Genomic DNA, 15,548 nt, shown 5'->3' on the forward strand with positions numbered 1-15,548 from the left:
TCCATGAAAGCAGCGATTTACGGTGCGGGCGCCATCGGCGGATGGATCGGCGTGAGGCTCGCGCAGGCGGGCCACGAGGTCGGCGTGGTGGCGCGCGGCGCGACTCTTGCCGCCTTGCGTGAGCAGGGCTTGCGGCTGATCGAAGGCGGCACCACGCACGCGGTGAATGTCCGGGCCGCGGAGAATCCGGCGGAACTCGGCACGCAGGATCTCGTGGTGGTCGCGGTCAAGGGCCCGGCGATGGCCTCGGTGGCCGCGCACATCGCACCGCTGCTCGGCGCGCAAACCACGGTGCTGACCGCCATGAACGGTGTGCCGTGGTGGTTCTGCGACGGTCTGCGCGGCGATTTTGCGGGCACGCGGCTCAAGTCCATCGACCCGGACGGCGCCATTGCCGCCGCCATTCCCTCTGCGCAGACAGTGGGCTGCGTGGTGCATGCGAGCTGCCTCGTCGAGGCGCCTGGCGTGATCCGGCATCACCAGGGCAATGGACTGATCATCGGCGAAGCTGCAGGACAGGCGAGCGAACGCGTAAAGGCGCTGACCGACATGCTGATTGCGGCGGGTTTCAATGCGTCGATGTCGGAGCAGATCCAGCGCGACGTCTGGTACAAGCTGTGGGGCAATATGACGATGAACCCCATCAGCGCCATCACCGGCGCCACCACCGACCGCATTCTCGGCGATGAACTGGCGCGCGGCTTCGTCACGAGCATCATGCTCGAGGCGAAGGAAATCGGCGCGCGTTTCGGCATTCCGATCGATCAGGACCCGGAGGACCGCCACGCCGTCACGCTCAAACTCGGCGCGATGAAAACGTCGATGCTGCAAGACGTGCAGGCGGGCAAGGCGGTGGAACTGGATGCGCTTGTGAGCGCCGTCCGCGAACTCGGGCAGTTGACCGGTGTGAAAACGCCTTATACGGATGCGCTGCTCGGGCTCGCGCGTCTGCATGCGAGTACGCTGGGTTTGTATTGAACGCGGTGTTTGCATGACAACCGAAAGCCGCCGCGCGTGGTGCGCGACGGCTTTTTTGCCTTTATCAAAGCTTCGTGACGACTACGCCGCGATTGGAGGCGCCACAGACGCGGGCAAGCGTGCTGCTTCGATCAAAGACAACGCCCGTTGCGCATCGTCGAGTTCGGTGATGAAGAGCAGCGCGAGGCGAGCCAGATAGAGGGGCGCCTGCGCTTCGCCTTCGGTGGTGAGGGTTTGGCATAGCGCGGTATAAACGCGGTCGAGATCGCTATCGGTCATGACAGAGTCTCCGTGTGTTGCATCGTCAATGTCGCTGTCAGCGCGCGCTGCACCGCCGCCGCGCTGCCCTTACGCCAGCGCGCGAGCACATGACCATCGGGGCGGATCAGATAGACGGTGCCGCGAGTGGCACCGAGCGCCTCATGCAGGCGACCGGTGTGATCGATCGCGATGGCGCTGTCTGCACGCGCCTCGGTGCGAGTTGCAACCACGGTGACCACTCTGAACGGAATCGCGCGGCTGGCGAGGTCGTCCCACATCCGCTGCCATGCCGTGTCTTGCGAGGCATCCACGCCAAAGCGCAGCGCGGTGAAGCAGGGCGCAATCAGATCGGTGAGGTGAATGGCCTCCTCGCTGCCATCGCACAGGCGCTCGAGCCGGCATTCAGGCAGGACGCTGCCCGGCGCGGGGCCTCTGGTGAAAGGGTCGACTGCGTCGGGCGCAGTCGAGCTTCCGGTTGGCTTAGCCGCAACACGATTGAGCGGCGAGTCCGCATATGCAATGGGATGCGTTTGCCTCGGATTGATCAGCGGCCGCACGCCAGGGTGATGTTCGGCGAGTCCCAGCACGGCGCTTCTCATCAGCTCGAATGCAAAAGTGGGCGGCGCCATGAATTCGGTGCTCTTCATGCCGTAGCTCAGATTTTCGCGCGCGGCGAACACGCGTTCGTCGCTATAAGTGTCGAGCAGATCGGGCGACGCGATATCGTTCACCACACAGCCCAGTTTCCAGCCGAGATTGTCGGCGTCGTCGATCCCCGAGTTGGCGCCGCGCACGCCGAAGATCGGCACGAGATGCGCGGCATCGCCCGCGAATAGCACCGCGCCGTGGCGATAACGCTCGAGCGTCAGCGCGTTGGCCTTGTAGACGGTGATCCAGATCGGCGACCATGCCCCCGTTTCGCCGATCGAATCCAGCACGCTCTGCACGCGCGGCATGACGTTCTCCGGTTCGACGGCGGTCTGCGGGTCTTCGTCGTCGCGTAGCTGGTAGTCGATCCGCCATACGTTGTCGGGCTGCCTGTGGACGAGAACCGTCGAGCCCGGGTTCGACGGCGGATCGAAATAGGCGAGCCGCTCGGTCGCGCGATCGCTGTCGAGTTCGATATCGACGATCACATAGCGGCCTTCATATGTCGTGCCGGTGAGCTTCAGGCCGAGCGCCTCGCGTATCGTGCTGCGCCCGCCGTCGCACGCGACGACCCAGTCGGCTTCCATGTGCCATGCAGTGTCGCCGGTCTGCAGATCGAGTGTTGCACCGCCCCCCGCGTTGGAGGCGGCGGACTGTTCGATGCCGGTAACGCGCGTTTGCCAGCGAATCTCGATCAGCTCCGCATGCCGCTCCAGTTCGTCCAGCAGGAACTGCTCGATCTGGTACTGCGCGATGTTGATCATCGGCGGAAGGGATTGCTCGTCGTCCTGATGCATCGAAAAGCGGAATACTTCGGTGTCCCGATAGAAGCTGCGCCCGCCGGTCCACGGCAGGCCTTTGTCGAGAAAGCCTTGCACGGCGCCGAGGCGCTTGAGAATTTCCAGACTGCGCCGCGAGATGCAGATGGCGCGGCTGCCCGTGCAGACGCTGTCGTCGGCTTCGATCAGCACCGAGCGCACGCCTTGCCGGGCGAGCGCCAGCGCGAGCGTCATGCCGACCGGGCCGCCGCCGACAATCGCCACGGGCCGTCGCACGGGATCGCGCCCGTCGACGAGCGGCGGCACTACGCCTTCGTAATGGCGCGGCGTGAACGGATAGGGTTTGAAGCTGGGGGGCATGCGCGTCTCCTCGATCTTCGCTGCAACTCGCGCCCGCCGCGGCGTAGTTTTTCTTTCGACAGGCAGGCGAATTGAATAGCGATGAGCGAAGTATGAAGGAGCGTCGACTCGCGCCTGTCCTCAATTTGGGTACAGGCGCATGGCGATCGATTCAAAGGTTTGGCTCGGATGCGAAGCACGCAGCCGGCGCACCGGCTACTCGCCGCCGCCTGTGACAGGCGAGTGCTGGCGCGCATGCAACGCCGACGCAGCCACCTGGCATTCCTCGATCATCGCCCGGAAAGTCGGCGCGGAGTGAGAAGCGGCCGTCGCATGCGGTGCCGTGTCGTGCCCGTTTTCCGCGGTGCCGCCCACGCCGACCACAACCGTCGCTCTCTGCCGCCATTCGCGCGTGCGTCGCAGCATATTGCGCAGATACGGCGGCGAGTCCGGCGCGTCGAGCGTGACGATGCAGATAATGGACGCATTCCTGTAGCTCGGTTCGTCGGCGCGAGCGCTGCGGTAGCCGGAGTGCGTCGCCATGATCGGGGCGAAGCCGAGGCGCCCAAGCAATTGCACCGCAATGGCAGTCGTGACCTCGTCGAATGCGCCGCGCCCGGGCACGCAGAGCACCGCCGTCTTCTCGCCGTCGGTTTGCGCCGGCGAATGAGCGCGCGCGGAAGTGCCGTGCTGCTCCGACAGATCCGCCGTGGAAGCAGCGTGCAGCGCAAGCGCGTCGCCCGGTTCGGGACGTACGAGGCGGTCCGGCAGGCCCTCGGCGATTTCCAGGTTCTCGACGATGTCCACCAGCGCTTCATTCACCCGCGCCAGTTGCTCGGGCATCAGCACGCCGCGCATGGCGTCGTTGCGCGCGAGCTTGAGCCCTTCGAGCGCGACTTTGTCGTAGTAGTCGATCAGCGACATCTCGCGCAGCAGGCGCTCCGCCTGCACGATGGCCTCATGCGGATCGTCCGCCAGCAGCCGCTGATAGAAGTTCTGAGCGGGCGTGAGCGCCGGCTGGTCGCCGAGCAGCACCGTGAGGAAGTTGAGGCGGTCGGCGTAACGCCCGAGCGTCACCACGCACAGCGTCAGCGGCGTCGACAGCACGAGGCCGATCGGCCCCCACAGCCAGCTCCAGAAGATGGCCGCCACCACGACGGCGAGCGGCGACAGCCCGGAGCGGTGCCCGTACAGCAGCGGCTCGGCAATCTGCCCGGCCACCACATCCACGACGATGAACAGAATCAGCGTGTACACCGCCATCGTCCATTGCGGCTGGATCGCGGCGGCGAGGATGAACGCGAGAATCGCCGCGATCCAGATACCGATGTACGGGACGAAGCGCAGCAGCGCCGCGATCACGCCGAAGAGCAGCGCGCCCGGCACGCCGATAATCGCGAGCCCGATGGCGATCACGCCGCCCGCGCTCAGATTCACGCCGAGTTGCGCGACGAAATAGCGGCTCAGCCGCACGGCCGCGTCGTTGATCGCGGTCGTCGTGCGATGCAGGTCGCGCGAGCCGAAAAGACTGATCAGGCGGTCGCGCAAGTCCTCCCTTTGCAGCAGGATGAAGATCGTGACCACCAGCACGATAAACGTCGTTTCGATCGGCGCAATGGCCGGCGACAACGCCCGCCGCGCGAGCTGCAGCGGCGTGGGCGACGGCTCGTGGACTTCCACCGGCGTGGGCACCGCGGGCGCATTGCGCGCCGCACGGCCGGTGGGACGCGGCGGCGGAGGTTTCGAGGGCGCGACGCGTTGCAGCGTGGCCGCCGCACGGCTCATCAGCGAATCGGCGCGGCCGATGGTTTTCTCCTGCACGGTTTCGATCTTCTGTTCGATCGCAAACTGATATTGCGGCAGGTCGCTCGCCAGCTGCACGAGCTGCGCGCCGATCAGCGCGCCGATCGCAAGCAGCGCGGCGAGCGCGAACAGCACGGCGATGAAAATGGACGGCAACTGGCCCATGTGCAGGCGCCGCAAAGTCTGCACGAGCGGCGCGAGCAGAAAGCTGAGCAGCACGGAGAGCGTGATGGGAATCAGCACCGCGCGTCCGAAGTAAAGCGCCGACACCACCACGACGCCGGTGATCACCGAGGCGAGGCCATGCAGGCCCGGCGTGCCCGGCGGATAAACGCGGTTTGGCCGCCCATGCGGCGGTAATGATATTTTCATGAGCACACTGTCCGATTGAGCGGCGCGGTCGCTTGGGTCCCGCGCGCGACGAACGCGGCGGCGTGGGCCATGGGGCCCGATGGGACCCAAGCGACGGAGCAAACCCTATGCCCGGATTGTAGGCGTTTTGTGAAGCCTGCTGCGAGATGAGGCGCTCAACTCAGGTGCAGCCGCAGCAATTCGAACAGTTGCGAGCTCACATAAAGCAGCAAGCCGATAAAACCGCCCACCACCGTTCCGTTGATGCGGATATATTGCAGATCCCGGCCAATGTTCAATTCGATCTGCCGCGACATCTCCTCGGCGTTCCAGTTCTTCACGGTATCGCTGATATGCCGCGTGAGAAATCGCGCGAATTCGGGCGCCATCGCACGCGCGGCCTCTTCGAGGTGGTCGTTGAGCGACTGGCGCAGCGCCGGATCGTTGGCCAGCTCGCGGCTCACCCATTGACCGGCCGCGACGACTCGCGCATGCAGCGCCGAGTCGCTGCTGTGCAGATCGCGTTTGAGCCACGCGCGCAGTTCGCCCCACATGTCCTTCACATAGGCGGCGAGCGCTTCGCCTTCCACCAGATAGCGCTTGAGTTCCTCGCCTTTTTGCAGGAATGCTGGATCGCTCTTGAGCTTGACGATGAGCTTGTGCGCGGCGTCGTCGAATGTCTGACGCAACTGATGCGTCGGATTCTCGCTGATCTGTTCCAGCATCCGGTTCACCGCGCTCGCAATCGCGTCGGCGCCTTTTTCGCCGAGCCATGCCGACGGCAGAATCTTCTCCATCTTCGGATACTCGCTCCTCACCCAATCGACGATACGTTCCGCGATAAACGCGCGCGCCTCGGCCTGCCGCAGCAGCGTGAGCACCTGGTCGATGCCGGCGTCGAGCAGTTCCTGGTGGCGGCCGTCTTTTGTGAGCGTGTCGAGAATCGAGCCCATCGACTGCGAAAGATCGACCTTGCCGAGCACGTCCCGCAGCGCGTCCTTGATGAACACCTGGATGCGCGCGTCGTCGGTCAGGTCCAGCATGCCGCTCGTCAGCTTCACGACGTAATCGCCGAGGCGCGCGCTGTAGGCCGGCTCGGCCAGCCAGCGCGTGATGCTTTGCGCCGGATCGTGCTTCCGGATCAGACCGACGAGCGACGGCACGTCGAGAAACTTGTCCTGCACGAAGACGGCGAGGTTGTCGGCGATCTTGTGCTTGTTGCGCGGAATGATCGCCGTATGCGCGGACACGAGTGGAATCGGCACGCGTCTGAAGAGCGCGGCGACGGCGAACCAGTCGGCGAGCGCGCCGACCATCGCGGCCTCGGCCACCGCCTTGATACCGTCGATCCACACGCCGCGCGGCATCAGCGCGGTCGCGACGAAAACGCAGGCCGCGAGCGCGAGCAGCAGCAACGGCGTGCGTTTGGCTTTCCTCAGTTCGAGTGCTTTGTTCATCGGCGAGAGAGCCCGGGTCTGGAAACGCGAGTTTAGCGCCGTGTGCCGCGGGCTGTGCAGGCGGGGCACGCCCGCGCATAGCCGTGCGCTGCGCTACATCGCGCCGCGGATCCGCGTTTCGCGTGATGCGCAGGCGGTGACGGCTCGCTTTGCCGCGTCGGCGCGGTAACATGCACGGTTGAGCCGCCGCGGCGATTGCCGGTCTTTCCGGCGCACGTCATGCGGCAAGCAATTCAATGCAATGGAGGCACAGTGATCAGGTTTCTGCACACCGCGGACTGGCAGATCGGCACGCAGTTCGGCCAGTTCGAGCCGGACGAGGCGGCGCATCTCGCGCAGGCGCGCTTCGACACCGTGCGCCGCATCGCCGAACAAGCCACCGCGCGCAACGTCGACGCCGTGCTCGTGGCCGGCGACGTATTCGATCTGCAAACGGTCTCCGACACGGTGATCCGGCGCCTCTTCGCCGCGCTGCAGGCGTTCGCGGGTCCGTGGATCATGCTGCCCGGCAATCACGACGCGGCGCTCGTCGAAAGCGTATGGACTCGCGCGCAGCGCCTGAATTGCGTGCCGCCGAACGTGCGCGTGGTGCTCGAGCCGGGCGTCGTCCTGCTCGACGCGTGCCGCTGTGCGCTGTTGTGCGCGCCGCTCACGCAGCGCATCACTTACGACGACACCACCGGTTTCTTCGATACCGCTGAGACGCCGCCGGGCTATCACCGCGTCGGGCTCGCGCATGGCAGCGTGAGCGGCATTCTGCAGGAAGGCATCGACTCGTCCAATCCGATTGCGCCGACCCGCGCGGCCAGCGCGCGTCTCGACTACCTGGCGCTCGGCGACTGGCATGGCCATCTGCGCGTCGACGATCGCACCTGGTATGCCGGCACGCACGAGCAGGACCGCTTTCGCGCGAACGATCCGGGCTTCATGCTCGAAGTCAGCGTGAGCGAGCCCGGCGCGCAGCCGGTCGTGGAGCCGGTGCGGATCGGGCAGTATCAATGGCACCGCTGGGACGAAACGATCGCCGTGCCGACCGACGTCGACGCACTGAAGGCGCGGCTCGCCACGTTGGGCAGCCGCGACGTGCTGCGCATCACGGCAAGCGGCACCGCCGCGTTGGCCGATGCAGAAGCGCTCCACGTCGCCGTCGAGGAAGCCCGCGCGCGCGTGCGCGCCTTGCGCGTCGACCTGAGCGGACTGCGGGTGCTGCCCACCACCGAAGATCTCGCCGAGCTCGGCGCGCAAAGCGGCTATCTGGCGAAAGTGGTCGCGCGTCTGCGCGGCATGCAGGAGGACCCGCAATCCGATCCGCAGCAAGTCAGGCGCGCGGCCGAGGCGTTATTGCTGCTGGCGCGTTTTCAACGTGAATTGCCGCGTGAGGCGAGGTCCGCATGAAGCTTCAAAGCATCGCGATACAGGAATTCAAGCAGTTCACCGGGCGGCTATTTATCGACGACCTGCAGCCCGGGCTCAATCTTTTCGTCGGGCCGAACGAAGCGGGCAAGAGCACGATTGCCGAGGCCGTGCGCGCGGTGTTCCTCGAACGCTATAAGGCTTCGCATCTGAAAGATCTGCTGCCGTGGGGCAAGGCGACCGGCCAGCCTTCGATTGAAGTGAGCTTCGATCTCGACGGCGTGGCCTGCCGCCTGTCGAAGCAGTTTGTCACGCGCCAGCGCTGTGAATTGAAGATCGGCCAGAGCGTCTTCGGCGAGGACGAAGCGGAAGACAAGCTCGCGGCATTGCTCGGTTTTTCGCGCGCCGCGCGCGGGCCGCTGAAGGCCGAAAACGCCGGCGTGCCGGGCCTCTTGTGGGTACAGCAGGGCGGCACCCAGGACATGCGCGATTCCACTGGGCACGCGGCGCAGTATCTGCGCGATGCGCTGTCGCAGCTGTCGGGCAGCCGTGAAGCGGCGGGCGAAGACGCGTTGATCGCCGTCGTGCAGCGCGAGTTGCGGCAACTGCTGACCGCGCGCACGCAGAAGTCCACCGGACCGCTCGCCGAAGCGGAAGCGGCGCTGGCCGCGTTGAGCGCCGAGCGCGACGACCTCGCGCGGCAGCGCGAGCAGTTCGAGGACAACATTGCGCGTCTCGCCGCACAGCAGGAAGCTTTCGACGACGCGCAACGCAAGCGGCCCTGGGAACTTCACGAGCAGAAGGCCGTGCTGGCGCAACAGCGTGCCGATGCAGCGGCCGAACTGGAACGCAGCGTGCAGGGGCTTGTGCAGGCGTTGAAAGTGAGCGAGGCGGAGCTGGCGCTTTCGTTGCAGCACGAGCAGAACGCCGCGGAACTGGAGACGGCCGTCGCGCGCGAGCGTCAGCAACTCGATGCGGCGCGCGCCAGGGTGTCTGCGGCCGAGACCGAATACGCTCAAGCGGCGAGCCGCGTCGCGCAACTGGAGCAGGCCTCGACCGATGCCAACCGCGCGCTGGAACTGGCGAATGCCGCCGTGAGCGCCGCGGATCTGCGCAGCCAGACCGGTCTGCATCGTGCGGAAGTCGAACGGCTCGAAGCGGCAATCGGCGCCGCGGGCGAAGCGCATCAAGCGCTTGTCGAAGCGACCCGCGCGGCGGCCGCGCTGGAAATCGACGAGGCGAAGCTGGCGCGGCTCGCCGCGCTCGACGCGTCGTTGACCGTGCTGCGCGCGCGCACGGAAGCGGCGATGACGCGCATCGAATATCGGCTGAACGGCGCGATCACCGTGGGCGATGCGCCGGTGAGCGGCGAGGGCGTGTTGCGTCTGGATGAGGAGAAGCGCATCGGACTTGGCGAACTCGGCGAATTGCGCGTGATTCCGGGCGTGTCAGATTTGCCCGCGCGACTGTCCGAACTCGCCGCGCTCGAAGCCCAGCACGCGCAGTCGTTGCAGGCACTTGGCGTGGCCTCGCTCGCTGAAGCGGAACACCGGCGCGAACAGTGGAAGGCGCTCATCGCGCAGCAGAAAAGCCACGCGAAGGTGCTGGAGGCGCATGCGCCACAAGGTATCGACGCGCTGCGCGCCGCGTCCGCCTCGGCGAGCGCGCGCCTGCAGGCGGCCAACGAACGCCTGGCCGGCTTGCCCGACGTGTCCGCCGCGCTGCCGCTCGACGAAGCCCGGCGTAATGCCGACCTCGCGCGCGCTACGTTGGACAGTGCCCGCACGCTGTTGAACGACGCCGCGGAAAAGCGCTCCACCGGCATGGCGACAGCCGAATCGCTCGCGCTTCAGCTGCAGCGCAAGGAAGCGCAGTTGAGCGACGCGGCGTTTCGCAGCCGTCGCGCGCAATGGCAGGCGAAGATCGTCGAACAGCGCGTACAGGTCGAGGCGCTCGCGAAGCAGCGTGAAGGGCGCGAGCGCGAACTGGAAGCCGCGCGTCTGGACGATCCGGCGGCGGAGGCGAAGCGCTATCGCGCCTCGGCGGAACTGGCGCGTGCCGAGCAGCACGAGCGGCAGGTGCGCATTGCGCATTTGCGCAGCCAGCTCGAGACCGTGGGCGCGTCGGGGCTCGGCGAGCGGCTCGCCGCGCTCGACGCGAAGATCGAGCAGGCTACGCGCCGCAAGGAGGAACTGAGCTTGCGGGCGGGTGCGTTGAGCCTGCTCGACGAGGTGCTCGTCGCCGAACGCGATGCTGCGGTCGCGCAATTGCGTGCGCCGTTGACCGAGCGCCTCGGCCATTATCTGAAGCGAATTTTTCCGCAATCCACCATCGCGCTAGGCGACGATCTAAGCCCGGCGACGCTCGACCGCTATGGCCGCGCCGATACGCTCGACGCGTTGAGCTTCGGCACGCGCGAGCAGCTCGGCATTCTCACGCGGCTCGCGTACGCGGATCTGCTGAAGGCGTCGGGCCGGCCCACGCTGCTGATGCTCGACGACGCTGCCGTGCACACCGACGCCGGCCGGCGCGACGCGATCAAGCGCGCCTTGATCGACGCGGCTGCGCGGCATCAGATACTCGTGTTCACGTGTCATCCGGAACTATGGGACGACCTGGGCGTGAGACAGCGCGCCATCGACGATATCCGGGCCGCGGCCTGAACCTCGATGCGTCCGCAGCGCCCGCCGCGTGTATTACGCCGCGCTCATCGATACCAGCGCGGCGTATACACCCATTGCACCCACTGCGCGCCTTGGGTGAACTGCCGCGTGGTCGACGAGCCTACGATCACCATGGTGCGCATGTCGACATCGGCGGAGCGCAGCTCGCCGAGCGTCACCGTGCGCAGTGTGCCGCCGGGTCTGCCGATGTCGCGACCGAGTACGACCGGCGTATTCGCCGCGCGGTACTCGCGCACGATGTCGAGCGCCTTGTCGAGTTGCCAGGGCCGCGCGCGCGAAACCGGGTTGTAGAACGCCATCACGAGGTCGGCTTGCGCGGCATGCCGCAAACGCGTTTCGATGATGCTCCACGGCTTCAGATTGTCCGACAGCGACAGCATGCAGAAGTCGTGGCCGAGCGGCGCGCCGGCCTGCGCCGCCGTCGCCATGGCCGCCGAGACGCCGGGCACGATGCGCAGTTCCACTGCCGCCCAGGCGCTGTTCCCGGACGTGTCGAGCGCTTCCAGCACGGCGGCCGCCATTGCGAATACGCCGGGATCGCCGGAGGACACCATCACCACCGAGCGTCCCGCGCTCGCGAGTTCGAACGCGTGGTGCGCCCGCTGCATTTCCTCGCGGTTGTCGGTGCCGTGCACGCGCTGGTCGGCGCGCAGCGGGCCGGCCATTTTCACGTAGGTGTCGTAGCCGAGAATGTCGGTGGCTTCGTCGAGCGCCTTGCGCGCGGCGGGCACCATCAGCTCGGCGCTGCCGGGGCCGAGGCCGATCACCGTCAGGCGCCCGCGCGCGCGGCCTATGGTGCCGGGGTCGATGGCGAGCGGCGCCAGTGCGAGCGCGACGGCTTCATCGCGATCGTCATGCAGCGTTTCGTAAGGCACGCGCAACGCGGTCTGCAACAGATGCGCCGGTGAAGCGCCGTTGTCGTTGTCGTCGGCAGGCATGGGTGCGAATCGCAGCGGCACGTTCAGCCGCGCGGCGGCCTGGGCGAGCGCCGCGTTCGTCATGTCTTCCGTCGATGCCAGCAAGGCCGCGAGCGAAAGCACCGCGAGGCCGTGCGCGTCGAGGCAAGCGCGAACGCGCGCCTCGATGCTCGCGGCGGCTTCGATGTCCGCTTCTTCAGCGCGTGCATGTGCGTTCGCGCCTTTGCCGACAGCCGCCCCAGCCTGTGCCGGCAATTGGCTCATCACGCGAGCCCCAGCGCTTTCCCGCAGATCGCCCAGCGTCACCGCAGCCACCACGCTGCGCGGATGAATCACGAGCTCATCCACGCGTCCGTCCCACGCACGCGGCGTCACGCGAATCGCCAGTCGCGCCGAGGCCGAGCGCGGCAGTTGCGCGTCGTCGAGCCACGGTGCCTCGCCTTCCACTCGCGTGCTTTCGCCCGCGAGCAGATCCGACACGAAGCGCTTGCCCTGGCCGAGATCGGCGAGTGTGTAACCCTCCGGCGGATTCAGCACGCAGGTGCCGAAGCGGAGTTCTCCGCTCGTCGTAATGGCAGGCGATACGCAAAGCGCGGCGGCGATCTCGCGCGCCATCACGTTGACGCCGGCAAGGCCGCCGAGCAGAGGCACGACCGCGCTGCCGTCTTCGGCAACAGCCAGCACCGGCGGCTCGGCGCCCTTGTTCGACAGCAGCGGCGCGACGCAGCGAATCACAATGCCGGCCGCGCACAACGCGACGATCGGCGTGCCGCACGCGTACAGGTCGCGCAGGTGCGCGCCCAGCTCGCTGTAGGCGACGTCGGCTTCCACGCGACCTTGCAGCGCGTGCACCCGCGAGTCCGGATACAGCGCCTGAATGTTGCGCGCGGCAGCGAGTGCGCCCGCGCCCAGAATGACGATGGCGGGCGGCATCATCCTTGCCATTTTTCCCCCGGCACCACCAGCAGCGAAAAGTACGGCGACGCCATCGGATCGACTTCGGCGAGCGGCACGATGCGCTGATTGCCCATCGTCGCGCGCTCGACGTATAACGCGCGCTGCGCGAGGCCGAGTTCGCCGAGCACGCGCCGCACCTTGTCGAAATTGCGGCCGAGCTTCATGACGACGGCGGCGTCGGCGTCCGCGAGACGGCGCCGCAGTTCCTCTTCCGGCAGCACGCCCGAGAGTACCGACAGGCTCTGGTTGCGATAGACGAGCGGCGCGCCCAGCACGGCGGCGCCGCCGAGCATCGAGCACACGCCGGGCACGACCTCGCTCTCGTAGCGCGCCGCGAGCCGGTCGTGCAGATACATATACGAGCCGTAGAAAAACGGGTCGCCTTCGCAGATCACGGCCACGTCGCGGCCTGCATCCAGATGAGCGCCGACAATCTGCGCCGCCGTATCGTAGAAGTCGGCGATGATCGCCTCATACGAGAGCGGCGGCGGGAGCGCCTCCGTTGTGACGGGGTAGACGAGCGGCAGGTGCTGCTGCGCGTCGTGCAGATGCGCCTCGATAATGCTGAACGCGTTGCCCTTCTTGCCTTTCGCGACGAAGTACGCGACCACCGGCGCGGCTTTCAGCAGACGCAGCGCCTTTACCGTGATGAGTTCAGGATCGCCCGGCCCGACGCCGAGTCCGAAAAGACGTCCTCTGGGTGGCTGCGCGGCCGTCATTCGACCTCCGTCGCGAGGGCGTTGACGGCGGCGGCGGCCATTGCGCTGCCGCCGCGACGACCGTGCACGACCACATACGGCACGCCGCGGCTGTTTTCCGCGAGCATGGCTTTGGATTCCGCCGCGCCGACGAATCCCACCGGAAAGCCGAGAATCAGCGCAGGCTTCGGCGCGCCGGCATCGAGCATGTCGAGCAGATGAAAGAGCGCGGTCGGCGCATTGCCGATCACGACGACGCTGCCCGCGAGGCGCGGACGCCACAATTCGAGCGCCGCGGCCGAGCGCGTATTGCCGAGCGCGCGCGCGAGCGCGGGCACCTGCTCGTGCGCGAGTGTGCAGATCACCTCGTTGTTCGCCGGCAGCCGCGCGCGCGTGATGCCTTGCGCGACCATGCCGGCATCGCAGAGAATCGGCGCGCCTTGCGCGAGCGCCGTGCGGCCCGCTGTGCCTGCGTCGGGCGAGAACGCGAGATCGTCGATCACGTCGACCATTCCGCACGCGTGGATCACGCGCACCGCCAGCTTCTCGAGGTCGGCGGGGAGGCGCGACAGATCGGCTTCGGCGCGGATCGTCGCAAAGGATTGGCGATAGATCTCCTGACCGTCGCGAATGTAATCAAGCATCGGTGTCACTCATCTGGGTCATGCATCGGTTCACTTCGGGCGAGCCGCGCGAGCGTCGCCGCGGCTTGCCCAATTGTCAGTTGGCGCGCGACGCATTCGCCGAAGCCCGGCCGCGCGTCGCGTCGATAAAGGTCGTAGACGCCCGGCGCCGCGGCGAGCAACGTGAACGGCGCGCAATGCGCGGCAGCGCAGGAGCGCGGGCAGCCGCTCAGGTGTACGTCGAGGCCGGCGGGCAGGTGCTTCGCGAGCGCGCGCGCATCGGCCTTGGTGTCCGCGAGGCTCTTCGCGCAGCCGCTCGAACCGGCACAGGCGATGAGGCGCGTAGCGGGGTCATGGGGGTCGCATGCGAGGCCGAGCTTCTTGAGCGCAGCAAGCACGGCGGGTACCGCCTGCGTCCCGATGGCGGGCAGCAGGACGCTTTGCCATGGCGTGATGCGTAGCGTGCCGTTGCCATGCTGCCGCGCCAGCGAGGCGAGGGCGTGCAGGATGTGCGCATCGATGCGGCCGAGCAGCGGCTGCCCGCCGACGTGCCATGTTCCCGCAATCCGCTCGCCGTGCGCGCCGACGCGCAGCCCTGCATCGGCGGGCATGCTGCGCCGCCAGTCGGCGAGCGCGGCGTCGCGCGTCAGCGGGAAATCGACATAGGTTTGTGCGTGCTGCAATATCGCATCGACCGGATGGGCGGCGAGCAGGTGGCGCATGCGGGTGGCGTCGGCGGCGGCGAGGTCGAGAAACGTATACAGCAGCGCGCGCACGAGCGCCGGGACTTGCGACGGCAGCACCGCGGCCAATGCGCCTTGGGGATTTGCCGGCGGGGCGTTTGGTGGGGCGTTGGTCGGGGCGTTTGTTGCCGCATTTACTGCCGCATTTACTGCCGCGTTTGCTGCGGCGTCTCCTGCCGCGCTTGTCGTCGAGCGTGCTGGTGCGTTTGCTCGTGCTTGCGCTCGTGAGCTTGCTGGCGCGTTCGCTAGTCCGCCTGTTGCGGCACCTGTCGCTGCGCTCACTGCCGCCTGAGTTGCCGCCCGAGCTGCCGACTCCGTCGCACCCGCAGGCGGGCACCCCGCAAGGCCGAACACAAAACGGATCTCGCCCGAGCCGTCCTGCGCTGCCGCGAGCCACAGGTCATGCGGATGATCGAGCCGCGCAAGGCGCTCGCCGCCATCCACGAGCAGCGCGAATTTCGGCGATAGCGCCGCGAAACGCGTGTCGCCTTGCAGCAGCGCGAGCAGCGCGGCGCACAACGGCCGGGTGTCGAATAGCGCGCACGGATCGCGGCCGGCCGTGGGACTGATCATCACATTGCGGATGTCGTCGGCGGCCAGGGCATCGAGCCGGGCCTCGCCCTCGGCCTCGGGCAAAGGCCCGAGCCTCGCGTCGACCAGCGCGGCACTCAGCGCCGCCTCTTCGCCGCCGCGCACGCCGCGCAGCTGCAGATTCGCACGATTGGTCAGCTCGATCACGCCCGCCGCATGCCGCGCGCTGACCTGCGCGATCGCGTCTGCTTGCGCCGCGCTCAGTTCGCCGCCCGGCAGCTTGATCCGGCAGATGCCGCCGTCGCGCGCCGCGACGATGCGCGCGAGCCCCGGACACGCCGAGGGCCGCAGCGCGCAAGCCGCGTCGGGCAGAACAGTGGAGGACGAAGCTCGATTCAAGACGGACACCGCGGTTAGCGTCGCGCG

At 67.3% G+C, this 15,548-nt stretch carries 11 protein-coding genes; 3 read left to right on the forward strand and 8 right to left on the reverse strand.

Going from position 1 to position 15,548, the window contains the following annotated elements; all coding sequences use genetic code 11:
* The first annotated feature begins 3 nt into the window (after nt 1-3).
* Nucleotides 4-978 (forward strand): 2-dehydropantoate 2-reductase, encoded by a 975-nt coding sequence (locus ACEN8U_RS07315; protein WP_310107644.1) that lies wholly within the window; start codon nt 4-6, stop codon nt 976-978.
* 81 nt (nt 979-1,059) lie between these two features.
* Here ACEN8U_RS07315 and ACEN8U_RS07320 read toward each other — a convergent pair whose 3' ends face one another.
* The 4 genes from ACEN8U_RS07320 to ACEN8U_RS07335 all read right to left on the reverse strand — a co-directional run bounded on the left by ACEN8U_RS07320 (nt 1,060) and on the right by ACEN8U_RS07335 (nt 6,616).
* The gene (locus ACEN8U_RS07320) at nt 1,060-1,257 is read right to left on the reverse strand and encodes a hypothetical protein (RefSeq protein ID WP_310107645.1); all 198 of its coding nucleotides are present in this window, start codon (nt 1,255-1,257) and stop codon (nt 1,060-1,062) included.
* Nucleotides 1,254-3,026 (reverse strand): FAD-dependent oxidoreductase, encoded by a 1,773-nt coding sequence (locus ACEN8U_RS07325; RefSeq protein WP_310107647.1) that lies wholly within the window; start codon nt 3,024-3,026, stop codon nt 1,254-1,256. Before ACEN8U_RS07325 ends, ACEN8U_RS07320 begins: the two co-directional genes overlap by 4 nt.
* A gap of 195 nt (nt 3,027-3,221) precedes the next feature.
* Nucleotides 3,222-5,180, reverse strand: coding sequence for an AI-2E family transporter (locus tag ACEN8U_RS07330; RefSeq protein ID WP_310107649.1), 1,959 nt, complete (start codon nt 5,178-5,180; stop codon nt 3,222-3,224).
* Between the two features lie 155 nt (nt 5,181-5,335).
* Nucleotides 5,336-6,616, reverse strand: a complete 1,281-nt coding sequence (locus tag ACEN8U_RS07335) for a DUF445 domain-containing protein (protein ID WP_310107651.1) — start codon at nt 6,614-6,616, stop codon at nt 5,336-5,338.
* A 252-nt stretch (nt 6,617-6,868) separates the two neighbouring features.
* Here ACEN8U_RS07335 and ACEN8U_RS07340 point away from each other — a divergent pair, with 252 nt between their 5' ends.
* Both ACEN8U_RS07340 and ACEN8U_RS07345 read left to right on the forward strand, forming a co-directional pair.
* Nucleotides 6,869-8,011 (forward strand): DNA repair exonuclease, encoded by a 1,143-nt coding sequence (locus tag ACEN8U_RS07340; RefSeq protein WP_310107653.1) that lies wholly within the window; start codon nt 6,869-6,871, stop codon nt 8,009-8,011.
* On the forward strand, nt 8,008-10,632 hold the full coding sequence (locus ACEN8U_RS07345; RefSeq protein WP_310107654.1) for an AAA family ATPase: 2,625 nt from the start codon (nt 8,008-8,010) through the stop codon (nt 10,630-10,632). Before ACEN8U_RS07340 ends, ACEN8U_RS07345 begins: the two co-directional genes overlap by 4 nt.
* Before the next feature lie 44 nt (nt 10,633-10,676).
* On the opposite strand, the gene cobJ is transcribed toward ACEN8U_RS07345, so the two are convergent.
* The 4 genes from cobJ to ACEN8U_RS07365 are packed head-to-tail and all read right to left on the reverse strand — an operon-like array spanning nt 10,677 to nt 15,530.
* Nucleotides 10,677-12,506: a precorrin-3B C(17)-methyltransferase gene (cobJ, locus tag ACEN8U_RS07350; RefSeq protein ID WP_310108069.1), complete on the reverse strand. Its 1,830-nt coding sequence runs from the start codon at nt 12,504-12,506 to the stop codon at nt 10,677-10,679.
* Complete coding sequence (locus ACEN8U_RS07355; protein WP_310107655.1) at nt 12,503-13,246, reverse strand: precorrin-2 C(20)-methyltransferase; 744 nt, start codon at nt 13,244-13,246, stop codon at nt 12,503-12,505. Before ACEN8U_RS07355 ends, cobJ begins: the two co-directional genes overlap by 4 nt.
* Nucleotides 13,243-13,869 (reverse strand): precorrin-8X methylmutase, encoded by a 627-nt coding sequence (locus ACEN8U_RS07360; RefSeq protein WP_310107657.1) that lies wholly within the window; start codon nt 13,867-13,869, stop codon nt 13,243-13,245. Before ACEN8U_RS07360 ends, ACEN8U_RS07355 begins: the two co-directional genes overlap by 4 nt.
* A 5-nt stretch (nt 13,870-13,874) precedes the next feature.
* A complete protein-coding gene (locus ACEN8U_RS07365; RefSeq protein WP_310107659.1) occupies nt 13,875-15,530 on the reverse strand; it encodes an oxidoreductase in 1,656 nt (551 codons plus the stop codon).
* Nucleotides 15,531-15,548: the final 18 nt, after the last annotated feature.

This window comes from Paraburkholderia phenoliruptrix (assembly GCF_047325075.1).
Classification (GTDB): Bacteria; Pseudomonadota; Gammaproteobacteria; order Burkholderiales; family Burkholderiaceae; genus Paraburkholderia; species Paraburkholderia phenoliruptrix.